Here is a 14,465-nt window from a genome sequence, read left to right on the forward strand (position 1 = left end):
GGGTCAGGCCGGCCACGGCAGCGAGGCCCGGACGCGGAAGCCGCCGTCCGGCCGAGGGCCGTGGTCGAGGCTGCCCCCGGCCAGGGTGGCGCGTTCCGTGAGGCCGATGAGCCCCTGGCCGGAACCGGGGACCTGCTCGAAGGGTTCGGTGGGCGCCGGATTGCACACCTCGACGGTGAGCCCCTCGCCCCGGGCGCCGGTGACCGTGACGGTGACCTCGGCGCCGGGTGCGTGCTTGCGGGCGTTGGTCAGGCCCTCCTGGGCGATCCGGTAGACGGTGCGGCCGGTGGCGGCGGGGACCGCGGCGGGAACGACGACGCGGTTGTCGAGGACGACCTTCATGCCGGCCGTCCGGGACTCGGAGATCAGCGACTCCAGGGTGGCGAGGGTGGGCTGCGGCCGGTCGCCGTCGCTCTCGCCGGGGCTGCGCAGGACTCCGATGATCTCGCGGAGGTCCTGGAGCGCCTCGTGCGCGCTGTCCCGGATGACCCCGGCCGCGCGGGCCACCTCGGCGGTGGGTGCGTCGGGGCGGAATTCGAGGGCGCCGGCGTGGACGCTGAGCAGGGTCAGCCGGTGGGCGAGGACGTCGTGCATCTCACGGGCGATGGCCTCGCGGGCGAGCCGCTGCGCCTGTTCGGCGCGGAGCTCCGCCTCGGTCTCGGCCCGGCGGGCCCGCTCGCGCAGGGTGACGACGAGCTGGCGCCTGGACCGTACGACCATCCCCCAGCTGATCACCAGCAGGGGCAGCAGCACTCCGACGACCGTGGCCCCGGTGAACGAGGTGTCCGGATCGGGGCGCAGATACGGCTGTACGGGGGCGAGGACCAGGGCGAGCGCCCCGATGACCGCCACGGGCCGGAAGGGGCGGTGCACCGCCACGCCGAACAGTGCGACGAGCATGGCCCCCGCCGAGACCGGCTCGACCGCGGCGACCAGGACCAGGCTCACCGCGACGCCCACCGGCCACCGCCGCCGCACCCACAGGGCGCAGCAGGCCACCGCGCCAATCACGACATCGGCGACCAGGACACCGTCGGGGGTGGTGGGGTCGGCCTCGATCGCGGCCGCCGTGAGCATGCCGATCAGGGCCGCGCAGAGGAAGGCGGTGAGGTCGACGGCCCAGTCCCGCACGGTGCGCCGGGAGCGGCCGCGCCGGTCGCCGGGCAGCTCGGGGTCGGCCATCGCCGAGGGCAGCAGCCAGCGGTACTCCGTACGCGTCATGCCACAAAACTACCCAGGGCGGGCGGATGACCCAGGCCGCCCGGACGCGTCCGGCGACCAAAGTCTCGGAACACGAGACTTTCGGACGGGCGGGGCCGGGGCCCGCCGCCGGCTCAGGGGGCGGCCTCAGTCACCGCGCGGCGGCCCCAGGCGGTACCGGCCAGGACGAGCACCGCACCGGCCGCGCCGAGCACGCCGAGCCGTTCGCCGCCGATCGCGATGCCCGCGGCGGCGGCCCACAGCGGCTCCGTGCCGAGCAGCAGGCTGACCCGGGACGCCGAGGTGCGGCGTACCGACCACATCTGCACGAAGAAGGCGAAGAGCGTGCAGAAGACGGAGAGGAAGAGCAGTCCGCCCCACTCCCGGACGCCGAATCCCGCGGCCACGGTCCACGGCGCCTCCCCCGTGCCGGGCAGGGCCGCGAGCACGGCGAAGACGGCGACCGAGCCGCCGAGCTGGACCGTGGTCAGCGACAGCGAGTCGGCCCCCCGCACCGACTCGATGCGGGCCATCAGCAGCACATGGACGGTACGGGCGAGGGCGGCCACCAGCATCAACAGGTCGCCGACGGACGGGGTGGTGAATCCGCCGCCCTGGGTCAGCAGCACCACACCGGCGACGGAGAGCCCAGCGGCGGCGAGGAAGGCCCTGGGCGGCCGGACGCGGGTCACGGCGGCCTCGGCGAGCGGGGTGAAGATCATGGTGAGGCTGATGATGAGCCCGGCGTTGGTCGCCGAGGTGTGCACGACGCCGTAGGTCTCCACGAGGAAGATCGCGCCGAGGACGAGCCCCAGCAGTCCGGCGCCCCGCCACTGCGCCGCACCGAGCGCCCGCAGCCTGCGCCGGCCGACCACCACCAGCACGGGCAGCACGACGGCGAACCGCAGCACGAGGACGGCGAGGACGGTCTGGGCGGTGGTGATGCCCTTGGCCGCCAGATAGCTCGAACCCCACACGACCGCGACGAGCAGCACGGGCAGATCGGTGAGCCAGGCGCGGCGGGGCGGGGCGAGGGCGGGCGCGGCGATCGAGGACACCTGGCGGTTCTCCTGGTTCTCCACAAGGACGATGTGGAGACCTCGACGGCTCGCACGGTGAATGATCACCGTACCGGCGTCGCCCCGTCCGGAACAGCCCTCTCATTCGTCGAGGAGGAAGCCCCCGGACCGCGCCGGGCCCGCGGGCCGGCAGGTGTGGATCGACACCCTGCTCGGGGTCCCCGCGCCCCGGTCCGCCCGAAGGCGGTCGGCGGCCCGCCCTCCGGGAGGGGGCCGCCGCCCCGGTCCTGCACCACCGGGTGCACGAGGTGGTGGTACTCGTCGATCAGGTCGTGCGCCGGCCGGGACCGGGCGAGCGCGCCGCTGCCGCGGGCCTCCCCGGGTCGGGCGCTCTCCTCGGCGTCCGATTCCCGCCGGTGACGGCCGGGCGGAAGGACTTTCCTTGTCCGTACCGAGGCGCACAGCGCGTGTCGAAGCGCCCGGGGAAACATCACCGACCTGCGAGGACGTCTTCATGAGCAGCACCATCACCGGCACGGTCCGGACCGCACTCGTCACCGGGGGCAGCCGGGGCATCGGCGCCGCGACCGCCCTGCGGCTCGCCCGGGACGGCGTCGATGTGGCACTGACGTACGTACAGGACGAGGCGGCCGCTCTGGCGGTCGTCGAGAAGATCCGCTCGTACGGCCGGCGCGGCATCGCCCTGCGGGTGGACTCGGCCGACCCGGAGGCGGTCCCGGCGGCCGTGGCCGGTGCCGCGGACGCGCTCGGCCGGCTGGACATCCTGGTCAACAACGCGGGCATCGGCGTCCTCGGGCCCATCGACACCCTCACCCCCGCCGACGTGGACCGGGTGCTCGCGGTCAACGTGCGGGCGGTTTTCCTGGCCTGCCGCGCGGCGGCGGGGCTGATGGAACGCGGCGGCCGCATCGTCTCCGTCGGTACGGCCCTGAGCCGGCACGCGGGCGGTCCCGGCTCCACCCTCTACGCGATGAGCAAGTCGGCGCTGGCCGGTCTCACCAAGCCGCTCGCCCGTGAGCTCGGCCCGCGCGGCATCACGGTCAACCTGGTGCAGCCCGGCCCGGTCGACACGGATCTCAACCCGGCCGACGGGCCGTTCGCCGACGGCCAGCGCTCGGCGACCGCCCTGGACCGGTTCGGCACCACGGACGAAGTGGCCTCGCTCATCGCCTACCTGGCCGGTGACGAGGCGGCGTACATCACCGGTACGGAGGTGACGGTGGACGGCGGCCACGCGGCCTGACCGGTCCTTTCGCGGTCCCGGCGGCGTGCGGCGTCACCGCGAGCGCGGGGTGACCTCCGCCATCCGGGACCAACCCTCGCCCGGCACCTCGACGTTGATGATCTCCGGGGTCTCGGCGACGAGGTCCGCCATGAGGTCCATGGCCGAGGCGAAGTGCTCGGACTTCACATGGGCCTCACCGGCCTCGGCGGAGGCGAAGGCTTCGAGGAGGACGAACTGGTCGGGGTTCTCGACGCTGTACGACCACTCGAAGAAGACGTTGCCCGGCTCCTGCCGGGTGGCGAGGGTGAAGGGCTCGACGGCCGGGAGCCAGTTGTCGCGCTCTTCGCTGCGGACGGTGAACTTGACGGCGATGAAGATCATGCGTCAAGGGTTGCATATGCCCTGGAGGCGGACTCATCGGGCGCACCCGGACGGTGTCGGACCCGGCCCCGGACTCCTCGTCCGGACCGGGTCCGATGCGGCTGGGAGGCTAGCCTCCCAGCTCGCGGTGGCGGGCCGTCAGCCGCGCGGCGCCCTCCTCGGTCGGTGAGCCGAACAGCCGCAGCCGGGAGATTCCGCCGTCCGGGAAGATGTCGATCCGGATGTGCGTGGCCCGGACCGCCTCCGGCAGGACGAAGCGGTGGTCGGTATCGGGCTGCAGCCGGGTCCGGGGCAGCACTTCGGTCCAGTCGCCGCTCTCGCCGTCACGGGCGGACAGGCTCGCCCAGCCCGCGGCGTTGCCCTTCAGATACGCGGTGTCGATCCCGACGGCGCGGATCTCCGCCTGCTCGACGAGCCGGTAGCGGATCCAGTCGTTGCCCCGGTCGCGCCGGCGGCGGGTCTCCCAGCCGTCGTCCATCTTGCGGGACCTGCCCGGCTGGATGGTGTTGGTGGCCGGGGAGTAGAAGCGGTCGGAAGCGTCCTCCACCGTGCCGCCGTTCTCCAGCGCGACCAGGTCGAAGGTGCCCAGGGCGGCCAGCCAGGCGGGGTCGGGGGCGACCTCGCCGTACACCCGGAGGCGGGCTATTCCGCCGTCGGGGTGCTGATTGACCCGCAGATGGGTGACGAGCTGCTCGGCCGCGACCACGAAGCCGTTGGCCGCGTGTCCGCCGACGGCCGTACGGGGCACGAGCGTTGTCCACTTGACCTCGGGGGCGAGGAGCTCCTCGGGCGACGGCGAGCCGGGCACGCAGGCCGCCTCGACGGAGACCGCCTGCGGGTAGTTGCCGCGGAAGTGGGCGGTGTCCACGACGATGCCGCGGACGATGCCGGGCGCGCCGAGCCGTACCAGCGCCCAGTCGTGGTCCTCGTCCGCCGGGTGCGGCACGTCCGCACTCGCACCGCGGCGGCGGCGGGTCTCCCAGCCGTCCATGATCTTGCCCTTGTGCCCGAAGCGCTCGGGGTCGAACTCGGCGGGCTCCGGCTTGAGCAGGTTCTCGCGCTCGGCGAAGAACTCGTCGTTGGCGGCGATCACCCCCGCGCCGAGCCGCCGGTCGGCGAGGTCGACGAGGCCGGTGAAGGGGAAGTCGGCGGTGCGGTAGTCGGCGTACGGGTCGCCGCCGCCGTACGGGCTCGCGTCACCGGTGAAGCGCTCGGTCGCCGTCATGGTCACTGGTTCCTTTCGAGGAGTCGGCCGGTGGGTCCGGCGACCGCGCCGTCGGCCGCTATCCGTTCGCCGCGCAGCCAGGTCGACTTCACGACGCCGTACAGGGTCTTTCCGGCGTACGCGGTGACCTGGTTGCGGTGGAAGAGTTCGGCGGGGTCGACGGTGAACGTGTCGTCGGGTGCGAGCACCGCGAAGTCCGCGTCGCGGCCGGCCTCGATGGCGCCCTTCCGGGTCAGCCCGGCCAGTTCGGCGGGTGCGGCGGACATCCAGCGGACGACGTCGTCGAGCGAGTGCCCGCGCTTCCTGGCCTCGGTCCAGATGGCGGGCAGCCCCAGCTGGAGGGAGGAGATCCCGCCCCAGGCGGAGGCGAAGTCCGGCGTCTTGAGGTCGGTGGTGCACGGCGAGTGGTCGGAGACGATGCAGTCGATCGTCCCGTCGGCCAGCCCCTCCCACAGCGTGTCCTGGTTGGCGGCCTCGCGGATCGGCGGGCAGCACTTGAACTCCGTGGCGCCGTCCGGGACCTCCTCGGCGGTGAGGGTGAGGAAGTGCGGGCAGGACTCCACCGAGATCCGTACGCCCTCACGCTTGGCGGCCGCGATCATCGGCAGGGCGTCGCTGGAGGACAGATGCAGGACGTGGACGCGCGCGTTCAGCCGCCTGGCGTGCGCGATCAGGCCCTCGATCGCGGTGTTCTCGGCGTCGCGCGGCCGGGAGGCGAGGAAGTCGGCGTACGCGGGGCCGCTGCGCTGCGGGGCGGAGGCCAGGTGGCGCGGGTCCTCGGCGTGCACGATCAGCAGCCCGCCGAATCCGGCGATCTCCGCCATGGTGCGGGCCAGCTGCTCCTGGTCGAGTTCCGGGAACTCCTCCACACCGGAGGGCGAGAGGAAGCACTTGAAGCCGAACACCCCGGCCTCGTACAGCGGCCGCAGGTCCTTGACGTTGGACGGGATCGCACCGCCCCAGAAGCCGGTGTCGATGTGCGCCTTGGGGGCGGCCACCTGCTGCTTGGTGCGCAGGTGGCCGACGGTGGTGGTCGGCGGGAGGGAGTTGAGCGGCATGTCGAGCAGGGTGGTGATGCCACCCGCCGCCGCCGCCCGGGTGGCGGTGAAGAAGCCTTCCCACTCCGTGCGGCCCGGGTCGTTCACATGGACATGTGTGTCGACCAGTCCGGGCAGCAGGACGTCGTCACCGAAGTCCTCCAGCCGGGCGCCGTCCGGCACCTCGGTGTCGTAGGGCAGGACGGCGTCGATTCTCCCGCCGGCGACGGCGACCGCTGCAGGGCGCGTCCCGTCCGGGGTGACCACACGCGTCGAGCGCAGTACCAGTTCCACGTCCGCACCGGACACCCGTGCTCCTCACTTCGGACCTTCGAACGCTGACGAATTCAACGAACTGTTGAAGGAGTCTTCACTCGGGATTCGGGCCCGTCAAGACCCCACTCTCCTCGCCGGACGGCCTGCGGGCCACCCCGCACCCACAACTGGAGATTTCCACAAAGTAAAAGACCTATTTCGGAGAGCGGAACGTAACATGGGACCAGTGCGGCCCCGCAGAACTGCCCCGCCGACTGCCGACACCGGGACAAACGGGCTCTGACCGGCCAGGACGCCGCACCCGGAGCAGTGCGCCGACCGGGAACCGCCCGGTAGGCTGCTGGGTGCCTCGCCGGGCGGGGCACCAGCTCTTCCGCCTCGAAAGGACCGTTGACGTGCCGCCGTCCCACGCCAGCACATCCGACTCCAAGCCCGCCGCGTCCAGCGGTGGTGTGCAGTCCCTTGAGCGTGCCTTCGATCTGCTGGAGCGGATGGCGGACGCGGGGGGTGAGGTCGGGCTGAGCGAACTCTCCGCGAGCAGCGGGCTCCCGCTGCCGACCATTCACCGCCTGATGCGCACCCTGGTGCTCTGCGGATATGTGCGCCAGCAGCCCAACCGGCGCTACGCGCTGGGCCCTCGGCTGATCCGGCTCGGCGAGTCCGCGTCCCGGCTCCTGGGCACCTGGGCCCGCCCCTACCTCGCCCGCCTGGTCGAGGAGACCGGCGAGACCGCGAACATGGCGCTGCTCGACGGCGACGAGATCGTGTACGTGGCACAGGTGCCGTCCAAGCACTCGATGCGCATGTTCACCGAGGTGGGCCGCCGGGTGCTCCCGCACTCCACCGGGGTCGGCAAGGCACTGCTGGCGCACACGCCCCCGGAGGAGGTGCGCGCCCTGCTCGCCCGTACCGGAATGCCGGCCGCCACCGAGAAGACGATCACCACTCCCGAGGGCTTCCTCGAAGCGCTGGAGCAGGTACGCCGGGTCGGTTACGCGGTCGACGACAACGAGCAGGAGATCGGCGTCCGCTGCCTGGCGGTCTCCGTCCCGGACTCCCCCACCTCTGCGGCGATCTCGATCTCCGGTCCGGCGGGCCGGGTGACGGACGCGGCGACCGAGCGGATCGTGCCGATCCTCCAGCAGGCCGCGAAGGAACTCTCCGACGCGCTGGCGAGCAGCGGCTCCACCGGCTGAGACCACGGAGAGGGGGTGGGCGGCCGGTGCCACCCACCCCCTCTCCCCTGCCCGGACTCTTCCCTGCTCAGACCGGTTCGGGCGCCGTCAGCCGGCCGTCGTCCATCCGGACCGTGCAGTCCGCCCGGTCCAGATGGGCCAGGTCATGGGTGACCAGCACCGTCGCCGTGGACCGCTCCCGGGTCAGCGCGACCAGCAGGTCCAGCACCGCCGCGCCGCGTTCGTGATCGAGCGCACTGGTCGGTTCGTCGACCAGCAGCACCGCCGGGTCGTTCATCAGGGCGCGCGCGATGTTGATCCGCTGCCGCTGTCCTCCCGACAGCTGGTGCGGTCTGCGTCCGGCGTGGTCCGCGAGGCCGACCGCGTCCAGCAGTTCCAGCGCCCGGCCGCGGGCTCCGCGTACCGCGCCGCCCGAGAGGTGCGTCATCACCTGGAGCTGTTCGGCCGCCGTGAGCGAGGGCAGCAGATTGGGCTGCTGGAAGACGATGCCGATCTGCTCCCGGCGCAGCTGTGCCTGCTGCGCGCGGCCCAGGCCCGTGGTGTCCCGGCCGGCGACGACCACCCGGCCCTCGTCCGGGGCGACCAGGGTCGCGGCCACCGCGAGCAGGCTGGACTTGCCGGAGCCGGAGGGGCCCACGACCGCGGTGAGCGTCCCCGCGGGCACGTCCAGCGAGATCCGGTCGAGGGCGGTGAGCCGGCCGTCGCCGTCCGGGTAGGTGAGGGTGACGTCGGCGAGGGTGAGGGTCATCGGGCACTCCCGAGTGCGGTGAGCGGGTCGACGGCGGTGATCCGCCGGATGGACAGGGCCGCCCCGAGCGCACCGAGGACGATCATCACGGCGGCCGGGACCAGGACGGTCGCCGCGTCGAGGACGAACGGCACGGCCCCGCCGCTGATCAGGGCGCCGAGCCCGGAGGCGAGCGCGGTGCCCACGCCGGTACCGATGGCGAGCATCACGACGGCCTGCCCGAGTGCGTCGCGCAGCAGGTACGGGGTGGAGGCGCCGAGCGCCTTGAGCACGGCGACGTCGCCGCTGCGCTGGATCGTCCAGACGGTGAAGAAGGCGCCGATGACCAGGGCGGAGATGGCGAACAGGAAGCCGCGCATCAGCTGGAGCGAGCCGTTCTCGGCCTGGTAGGAGCCGATGGCGGTGAGCGAGTCGGCGAGGGAGAGCGTGCTGGTGCCGGCGGCCTTGTCGCCCGCGCCGAGATCGGCGCCGTCGGTGGTGGTCAGGGCGACCACCGTGGCGTGCCGGGCCCGGCTCTGCCCGTCGCCGCCGAACCGCTGCCAGTCGTCGAGCGAGGTCCACACGACGGGCGTGTGGCTGTACGAGGCGTCCCCCGCGACGGCCGCGACGGTGACCTCGGTGGAGCCCAGCCGCAGCCGGTCACCTGCCCCGATCGCCAGGTCCTCGGCGGCCTGCCCGGACAGCACCACCTTCCCCGGTCCGACCCCCGCACCGCCGGCGGGCGCCAGGCCCCCGCCGGGCTCGACCCCGAACGCGGACACCGCGGCGGTGTGCCCGCCCCGTACGGCGGCGGCGTTGAGCGTACGGATGCCGAGCGGTTCCGCACCGCGCACACCGGGCCGCTCCGCCCAGCTCCGCCAGGCGCTCTCCTCGACGGACGAGTCGGTGAAGGACACCGACCTGCCGTCGGGCGGGGCGGCGAACGCCAGGTGGTCGGCGTTGAGCCCGGTGACGGCCGAGGTGTTCTCCCGGGCCAGACCGGCGGTGAGTCCGGACAACAGGCCCACGAGCAGCGTGATCAGCACCACGACCGTGCCCATGAGCGCGAACCGGCCCTTGGCGAACCGGAGATCTCTCCATGCGACGAACATGCTCCCAGCCTCGCCGTCGGGGCCGCCGGAAACATCGCTCGGCGGTGGGGCCCGACATCAACCTTTCGATTGACCGGCCCCCGCCGGCCCGCGTCTACGCTGGACGAATCATGGATACCCGCGCCCACCCCCCGGTCACCGCCGCGCTGCGGCTGTGTCTGCACGCGCTGCTGATGGGGCTGCTCGCCCTCGCGGCGGTACGGGCCGTCGCCGACGGCACGCATCCCAGGGCCGTCGTCGTGGTCAGCGGTGTGATGGCCGCCCTGTACGCGGCGGGTGCGCTCGCCCCCGTCGTACAGCCGCGCACCCGCGCCGCCGCCCTGTGGCTGGCGGCGCTCGGCGCCGTGTGGCTGGCGCTGCTCGTCCTGTCGCCGGACAGCCTGTGGGTGGCCTTCCCGCTCTACTTCCTGCAACTGCATCTGCTGCCGACGCGCTGGGCGCTGCCGGTCGTCGCCGCCACCGCCCTCGCCGCCATCGCGGGCTTCGTGCTGCACGGCCAGGCCGTCAACCCGGGCACCTTCATCGGACCGCTGCTCGGGGCGGCGGTCGCGGTCGCGACGGTCCTCGGGTACGAGGCGCTGTTCCGGGAGAGCGAACGGCGCCGGGAGCTCATCGAGGAGCTGATGTCGACGCGGGCGGAGCTGGCCGAGGCGGAACGCACCGCGGGCACCCTGGCCGAACGCGAGCGGCTGGCCCGCGAGATCCACGACACCCTCGCCCAGGGCCTGTCCAGCATCCAGCTGCTGCTGCGTGCCGCCGAGCGGACCCTGGAGGCCGACGCCCCCGCCACCGCGCACGTCCGCCGGGCCCGCGAGGCCGCCCAGGACAATCTCGCCGAGGCCCGCCGCTTCGTACGCGCCCTGTCACCGCCGGACCTGGAGAACGGCTCCCTCGCGGGAGCCCTGGAGCGCCTCTCGTCCCGCACGACCGGCCCCGGCCTCACCGTGCAGTTCGCGGTGAGCGGCACGCCGGTGGAACTGCCCACCCCCTACGAGGTGGCGCTGTTGCGCACCGCCCAGTCGGCACTGGCCAACACGGTGCGGCACGCCGGGGCCCGGCGCGCGGAGATCACCCTCAGCTTCATGGGCACCTCGGTGTCGCTGGACGTCGTCGACGACGGCCGGGGGTTCGCCCCGGGCCCCGGGCCGGTCGTCACGGACCGGGAGACCGGGGGCTTCGGACTGCCCGCGATGCGTGCGCGGGCCCGTTCGCTGGGCGGCACCCTGAGTGTCGAGTCGGCCCCGGGTCAGGGCGCCGCCGTCGCCCTGACCCTTCCCCTCCCGATCCCCGACGGCCGGCCAGGACAGGACGCCGCATGACCACCCCCGCCGACACCCCCATCAGGCTGCTGCTCGCCGACGACCATCCGGTGGTGCGGGCGGGGCTGCGGGCCGTGCTCGACTCCGAACCCGGCTTCCGGGTGGTCGCCGAGGCGGCCACCGCCGAGGAGGCCGTCGCGCTCGCCGCGGCCGGCGGCTTCGACGTCGTCCTGATGGACCTGCAGTTCGGCGCGGGCATGCACGGCTCGCAGGCCACCGCCGCCATCACGGCCCGGCCGGACGCGCCCCGGGTCCTGATCCTCACCACGTACGACTCGGACGCCGACATCCTGGCCGCGGTCGAGGCGGGTGCCGCCGGCTATCTGCTGAAGGACGCCCCGCCGGAGGAGCTGGCGGCGGCGGTACGCACGGCCGCGGCCGGCCGCTCGGCGCTCGCACCGGCCGTCGCCCACCGGCTGATGGACCGCATGCGCACTCCCGCGGAAGCCCTGACCAAGCGCGAGCTGGAGGTCCTGCAACTGGTCGGCGAGGGGCTGTCGAACCTCCAGATCAGCAAGCGGCTCTTCCTCAGCCAGGCGACCGTGAAGTCCCACCTGGTGCACATCTACGCCAAGCTGGGCGTGGACTCCCGCACCTCGGCGGTCGCGGCGGCGACGGCCCGCAGGCTGATCCGCCGCTGACCCCGGCCTCCTCCCCGCCGTTCAGCCGCGCGGCGGCTCACCGAAGAGATCGACGGCGACCCGTACGTCCCTGAGCGCTGCGGCCAGGGCGCTCACCGAGCCGATCGCCCCCGCGATCAGCAGCAGCGAACGGCGCAGGCGCGGGATCTCGGGCACACCGCCCACCGCCATCGCGTTCAGTGCGGCCAGTTCGTCCTCGGCGATCCCCCGGTCCGGGAATTCGCCCGGATGCCCGGCCAGCTCACGGCGGAGCCGGGAGACGGCTGTGCGCAGCTCGGTCACCCTCGGGTCCTCACCGCTGTTGGTTACTCGCGTCTGCCCCACGCTTCGCAACAAAGCACTCCCCCTCGCACATCCTTGTGCCAGTGTTCCGACCGGTCCCCACACCGTGGTCAAGTGTCCGGGCGTGCGCGCAAGTTAACGCCATGACAGGTGCCGAGCGCCACTCCGCGGACAGGATTCGGGGTCTCCCGTAAGGGTGATGTGCCTGTAGCCCGGTGGACGCCGCTGCCCCTCTCCCCCCTCCGCTTGCTTGAGCGAAGGGTGCGTTTCCGGTGGCTGCTGGGGTATCCAGGCCGCATGACTCCGACAACACCCACCCCCGAGGTCGCCGGACTGCTGCTCGCCGCGGGCGGCGGACGGCGGCTCGGCGGCCGCCCCAAGGCGCTGCTCGAACACCGCGGCCGCCCACTGGTCGAACACGCGCTGCGCGTCCTGCGGGACGGCGGCTGCGGCCCCGTCCATGTGGTCCTGGGCGCCGCCGCGGACGAGGTCCGGGCCCGCGCCGACCTCGGCGGCTGCGCGGTGACCGTCAACCCGGACTGGACCGAGGGCATGGGCTCGTCGCTGCGGGCCGGGCTCGGGGCGCTGGCCGGCACGGGGGCGGACGCGGCGCTCGTCCTCCTGGTCGACCAGCCCGGCATCGGCGCGGAGGCGGTGGCGCGGGTGCGTTCGGCGTACCGCTCCCGGACCGGCGTCGCGGCCGCCGCGTACGGCGGGGAACGCGGCCATCCGGTGCTGTTCGGGGCGGATCTGTGGGCGGAGATCGCGGCGGGGGCGGTGGGCGACCAGGGTGCCCGCGCCTATCTGCGGGCGCACCACGATGCGATCACGCTCGTCGAGTGTTCCGATGTGGCTCAGGCGTACGACATCGACACCGTGGAGGACCTGAAACACCTCGGGTAACCGCACTGGCACGCTGCGCCAGCAACGCGCCACTTCTGTCGACCCGGAGAATCTCGATATCAACAAACCATTGAACTTCCACCATGAGGAAACTACTATCCACTGGTCAGAAGCCCTCTGCACCCCAGACGGCGTCCACACCCGTATCCCGGAGCCCTGGCACGCCGTGCCATTTCAGGCGACCCGGCGGCCGTGGGACGCCGCCCCGCACCGCCCGCTGAAGGAGTGACAGCTCATGTCCGCACCAGCGCCGTCCCCGCTGGCCATCGTCGATGCCGAGCCCCTGCCCCGGCAGGAGGAGGTCCTGACCGACGCGGCCCTCGCGTTCGTGGCCGAGCTGCACCGGCAGTTCACGCCCCGCCGTGACGAGCTGCTCGCCCGCCGCGGCGAGCGCCGCGCCGAGATCGCCCGTACGTCCACGCTGGACTTCCTGCCCGAGACGGCGGCGATCCGCGCGGACGACTCCTGGAAGGTCGCCCCGGCCCCGGCCGCGCTGAACGACCGCCGGGTGGAGATCACCGGTCCGACCGACCGCAAGATGACCATCAACGCCCTGAACTCGGGCGCGAAGGTCTGGCTCGCCGACTTCGAGGACGCGTCCGCCCCCACGTGGGAGAACGTCGTCCTCGGCCAGCTCAACCTGATCGACGCGTACACCCGCAGCATCGACTTCACCGACCCCGGGTCCGGCAAGTCGTACGCCCTGAAGCCCGCCGAGGAACTCGCCACGGTCGTCACCCGCCCCCGCGGCTGGCACCTGAACGAGCGTCATCTCCAGCTCGACGGCACCCCGGTGCCCGGCGCGCTGGTCGACTTCGGCCTCTACTTCTTCCACAACGCCCAGCGCCTCATCGATCTCGGCAAGGGCCCGTACTTCTACCTCCCGAAGACGGAGTCGCACCTGGAGGCCCGCCTCTGGAACGACATCTTCGTCTTCGCCCAGGACTACGTCGGCATCCCCCGGGGCACGGTCCGCGCGACCGTCCTGATCGAGACGATCACCGCCGCGTACGAGATGGAGGAGATCCTCTACGAGCTCCGCGACCACGCCTCCGGGCTGAACGCGGGACGCTGGGACTACCTCTTCTCCATCGTCAAGAACTTCCGTGACGGCGGCTCCAAGTTCGTCCTGCCGGACCGCAACGCGGTGACGATGACCGCTCCGTTCATGCGGGCGTACACCGAACTCCTCGTCCGCACCTGCCACAAGCGCGGCGCGCACGCCATCGGCGGGATGGCCGCCTTCATCCCGTCCCGCCGCGACGCCGAGGTCAACAAGGTCGCCTTCGAGAAGGTCAAGGCCGACAAGGACCGCGAGGCCCACGACGGCTTCGACGGCTCCTGGGTCGCCCACCCGGACCTGGTGCCGATCGCCATGGCCTCCTTCGACGCGGTCCTCGGCGAGAAGCCGAACCAGAAGGAGCGCCTGCGCGAGGACGTCGCGGTGGCCGCCGGTGACCTGATCGCCATCGACACCCTGGACGCCAGGCCCACCTACGAGGGCCTGCGCAACGCCGTCGCGGTCGGCATCCGCTACATCGAGGCCTGGCTGCGCGGCATGGGCGCGGTCGCCATCTTCAACCTGATGGAGGACGCGGCCACCGCGGAGATCTCCCGCTCGCAGATCTGGCAGTGGATCAACGCGGACGTGGTCTTCGAGAACGGCGAGCACGCCACGGCCGAGCTGGCCCGCGCGGTCGCCGCCGAGGAACTCGCCGCGATCCGGGCCGAGATCGGCGAAGAGGCGTTCACCGCCGGCAAGTGGCAGCAGGCCCACGACCTCCTGCTCCAGGTCTCCCTGGACCAGGACTACGCGGACTTCCTGACGCTGCCCGCGTACGAGCAGCTGGGCTGACCCCCGCACCGCCCGGACCGAAACGCCCGGGCCCCCGGCACCGCAC

General features: G+C 72.9%; 14 protein-coding genes. 6 read left to right on the plus strand and 8 right to left on the minus strand.

Annotation, left to right across the window (positions count from 1 at the left end; all coding sequences use genetic code 11):
• Window positions 1-3: 3 nt before the first annotated feature.
• Together AB0D53_RS29305 and AB0D53_RS29310 are read right to left on the minus strand one after the other, a co-directional pair.
• Window positions 4-1,221: a histidine kinase gene (locus AB0D53_RS29305; RefSeq protein ID WP_362451976.1), complete on the minus strand. Its 1,218-nt coding sequence runs from the start codon at window positions 1,219-1,221 to the stop codon at window positions 4-6.
• 113 nt (window positions 1,222-1,334) lie between these two features.
• The gene (locus AB0D53_RS29310) at window positions 1,335-2,258 is read right to left on the minus strand and encodes a DMT family transporter (RefSeq protein WP_362452098.1); all 924 of its coding nucleotides are present in this window, start codon (window positions 2,256-2,258) and stop codon (window positions 1,335-1,337) included.
• Window positions 2,259-2,733: 475 nt separating this feature from the next.
• On the opposite strand from AB0D53_RS29310, the gene AB0D53_RS29315 reads away from it, so the two are divergent.
• Entirely contained in the window at window positions 2,734-3,483 is a 750-nt protein-coding gene (locus AB0D53_RS29315) for an SDR family oxidoreductase (protein WP_362451978.1), read from the plus strand.
• A 33-nt stretch (window positions 3,484-3,516) separates the two neighbouring features.
• Here the strand turns inward: AB0D53_RS29315 and AB0D53_RS29320 are convergent, their stop codons facing one another.
• The 3 genes from AB0D53_RS29320 to allB all read right to left on the minus strand — a co-directional run bounded on the left by AB0D53_RS29320 (window position 3,517) and on the right by allB (window position 6,417).
• Window positions 3,517-3,846, minus strand: a complete 330-nt coding sequence (locus AB0D53_RS29320; protein ID WP_329819837.1) for a putative quinol monooxygenase — start codon at window positions 3,844-3,846, stop codon at window positions 3,517-3,519.
• A 109-nt stretch (window positions 3,847-3,955) separates the two neighbouring features.
• The gene (alc, locus tag AB0D53_RS29325; RefSeq protein WP_362451980.1) at window positions 3,956-5,071 is read right to left on the minus strand and encodes an allantoicase; all 1,116 of its coding nucleotides are present in this window, start codon (window positions 5,069-5,071) and stop codon (window positions 3,956-3,958) included.
• Window positions 5,072-5,073: 2 nt separating this feature from the next.
• Window positions 5,074-6,417 carry an allantoinase AllB gene (gene allB / locus AB0D53_RS29330; RefSeq protein ID WP_362451982.1) on the minus strand — a complete coding sequence of 448 codons (1,344 nt, stop codon included), beginning with the start codon at window positions 6,415-6,417 and terminating at the stop codon, window positions 5,074-5,076.
• Window positions 6,418-6,779: 362 nt separating this feature from the next.
• On the opposite strand from allB, the gene AB0D53_RS29335 reads away from it, so the two are divergent.
• Window positions 6,780-7,580, plus strand: coding sequence for an IclR family transcriptional regulator (locus AB0D53_RS29335; RefSeq protein ID WP_329819834.1), 801 nt, complete (start codon window positions 6,780-6,782; stop codon window positions 7,578-7,580).
• Window positions 7,581-7,647: 67 nt separating this feature from the next.
• Here AB0D53_RS29335 and AB0D53_RS29340 read toward each other — a convergent pair whose 3' ends face one another.
• Both AB0D53_RS29340 and AB0D53_RS29345 read right to left on the minus strand, forming a co-directional pair.
• Window positions 7,648-8,328 (minus strand): ABC transporter ATP-binding protein, encoded by a 681-nt coding sequence (locus tag AB0D53_RS29340; RefSeq protein ID WP_362451985.1) that lies wholly within the window; start codon window positions 8,326-8,328, stop codon window positions 7,648-7,650.
• Window positions 8,325-9,419, minus strand: a complete 1,095-nt coding sequence (locus AB0D53_RS29345; protein WP_362451987.1) for an ABC transporter permease — start codon at window positions 9,417-9,419, stop codon at window positions 8,325-8,327. The genes AB0D53_RS29340 and AB0D53_RS29345 overlap by 4 nt, the downstream gene beginning before the upstream one ends.
• Before the next feature lie 110 nt (window positions 9,420-9,529).
• On the opposite strand from AB0D53_RS29345, the gene AB0D53_RS29350 reads away from it, so the two are divergent.
• Both AB0D53_RS29350 and AB0D53_RS29355 read left to right on the plus strand, forming a co-directional pair.
• Complete coding sequence (locus AB0D53_RS29350) at window positions 9,530-10,738, plus strand: sensor histidine kinase (RefSeq protein WP_362451989.1); 1,209 nt, start codon at window positions 9,530-9,532, stop codon at window positions 10,736-10,738.
• Window positions 10,735-11,379: a response regulator transcription factor gene (locus AB0D53_RS29355; protein ID WP_362451991.1), complete on the plus strand. Its 645-nt coding sequence runs from the start codon at window positions 10,735-10,737 to the stop codon at window positions 11,377-11,379. Before AB0D53_RS29350 ends, AB0D53_RS29355 begins: the two co-directional genes overlap by 4 nt.
• 21 nt (window positions 11,380-11,400) lie before the next feature.
• Here AB0D53_RS29355 and AB0D53_RS29360 read toward each other — a convergent pair whose 3' ends face one another.
• Window positions 11,401-11,703, minus strand: a complete 303-nt coding sequence (locus tag AB0D53_RS29360) for a DUF5955 family protein (RefSeq protein WP_362451993.1) — start codon at window positions 11,701-11,703, stop codon at window positions 11,401-11,403.
• Window positions 11,704-11,958: 255 nt separating this feature from the next.
• On the opposite strand from AB0D53_RS29360, the gene AB0D53_RS29365 reads away from it, so the two are divergent.
• Together AB0D53_RS29365 and aceB are read left to right on the plus strand one after the other, a co-directional pair.
• Window positions 11,959-12,564: a nucleotidyltransferase family protein gene (locus AB0D53_RS29365; RefSeq protein WP_362451995.1), complete on the plus strand. Its 606-nt coding sequence runs from the start codon at window positions 11,959-11,961 to the stop codon at window positions 12,562-12,564.
• Window positions 12,565-12,799: 235 nt separating this feature from the next.
• Window positions 12,800-14,419, plus strand: coding sequence for a malate synthase A (gene aceB, locus AB0D53_RS29370; protein ID WP_362451997.1), 1,620 nt, complete (start codon window positions 12,800-12,802; stop codon window positions 14,417-14,419).
• Window positions 14,420-14,465: the final 46 nt, after the last annotated feature.

This window comes from Streptomyces sp. NPDC048295 (assembly GCF_040652135.1).
In the GTDB taxonomy this organism is placed as follows: domain Bacteria; phylum Actinomycetota; class Actinomycetes; order Streptomycetales; family Streptomycetaceae; genus Streptomyces.

What these genes read in the sequence shown, in the direction of transcription:
- AB0D53_RS29305 (WP_362451976.1), bottom strand. Translation starts at nt 1,221, where the DNA reads ATGACGCGTACGGAGTACCGCTGGCTGCTGCCCTCGGCGATGGCCGAC.
- AB0D53_RS29315 (WP_362451978.1), top strand. Translation starts at nt 2,734, where the DNA reads ATGAGCAGCACCATCACCGGCACGGTCCGGACCGCACTCGTCACCGGG.
- AB0D53_RS29320 (WP_329819837.1), bottom strand. Translation starts at nt 3,846, where the DNA reads ATGATCTTCATCGCCGTCAAGTTCACCGTCCGCAGCGAAGAGCGCGAC.
- alc (WP_362451980.1), bottom strand. Translation starts at nt 5,071, where the DNA reads ATGACGGCGACCGAGCGCTTCACCGGTGACGCGAGCCCGTACGGCGGC.
- AB0D53_RS29340 (WP_362451985.1), bottom strand. Translation starts at nt 8,328, where the DNA reads ATGACCCTCACCCTCGCCGACGTCACCCTCACCTACCCGGACGGCGAC.
- AB0D53_RS29345 (WP_362451987.1), bottom strand. Translation starts at nt 9,419, where the DNA reads ATGTTCGTCGCATGGAGAGATCTCCGGTTCGCCAAGGGCCGGTTCGCG.
- AB0D53_RS29350 (WP_362451989.1), top strand. Translation starts at nt 9,530, where the DNA reads ATGGATACCCGCGCCCACCCCCCGGTCACCGCCGCGCTGCGGCTGTGT.
- AB0D53_RS29355 (WP_362451991.1), top strand. Translation starts at nt 10,735, where the DNA reads ATGACCACCCCCGCCGACACCCCCATCAGGCTGCTGCTCGCCGACGAC.
- AB0D53_RS29365 (WP_362451995.1), top strand. Translation starts at nt 11,959, where the DNA reads ATGACTCCGACAACACCCACCCCCGAGGTCGCCGGACTGCTGCTCGCC.
- aceB (WP_362451997.1), top strand. Translation starts at nt 12,800, where the DNA reads ATGTCCGCACCAGCGCCGTCCCCGCTGGCCATCGTCGATGCCGAGCCC.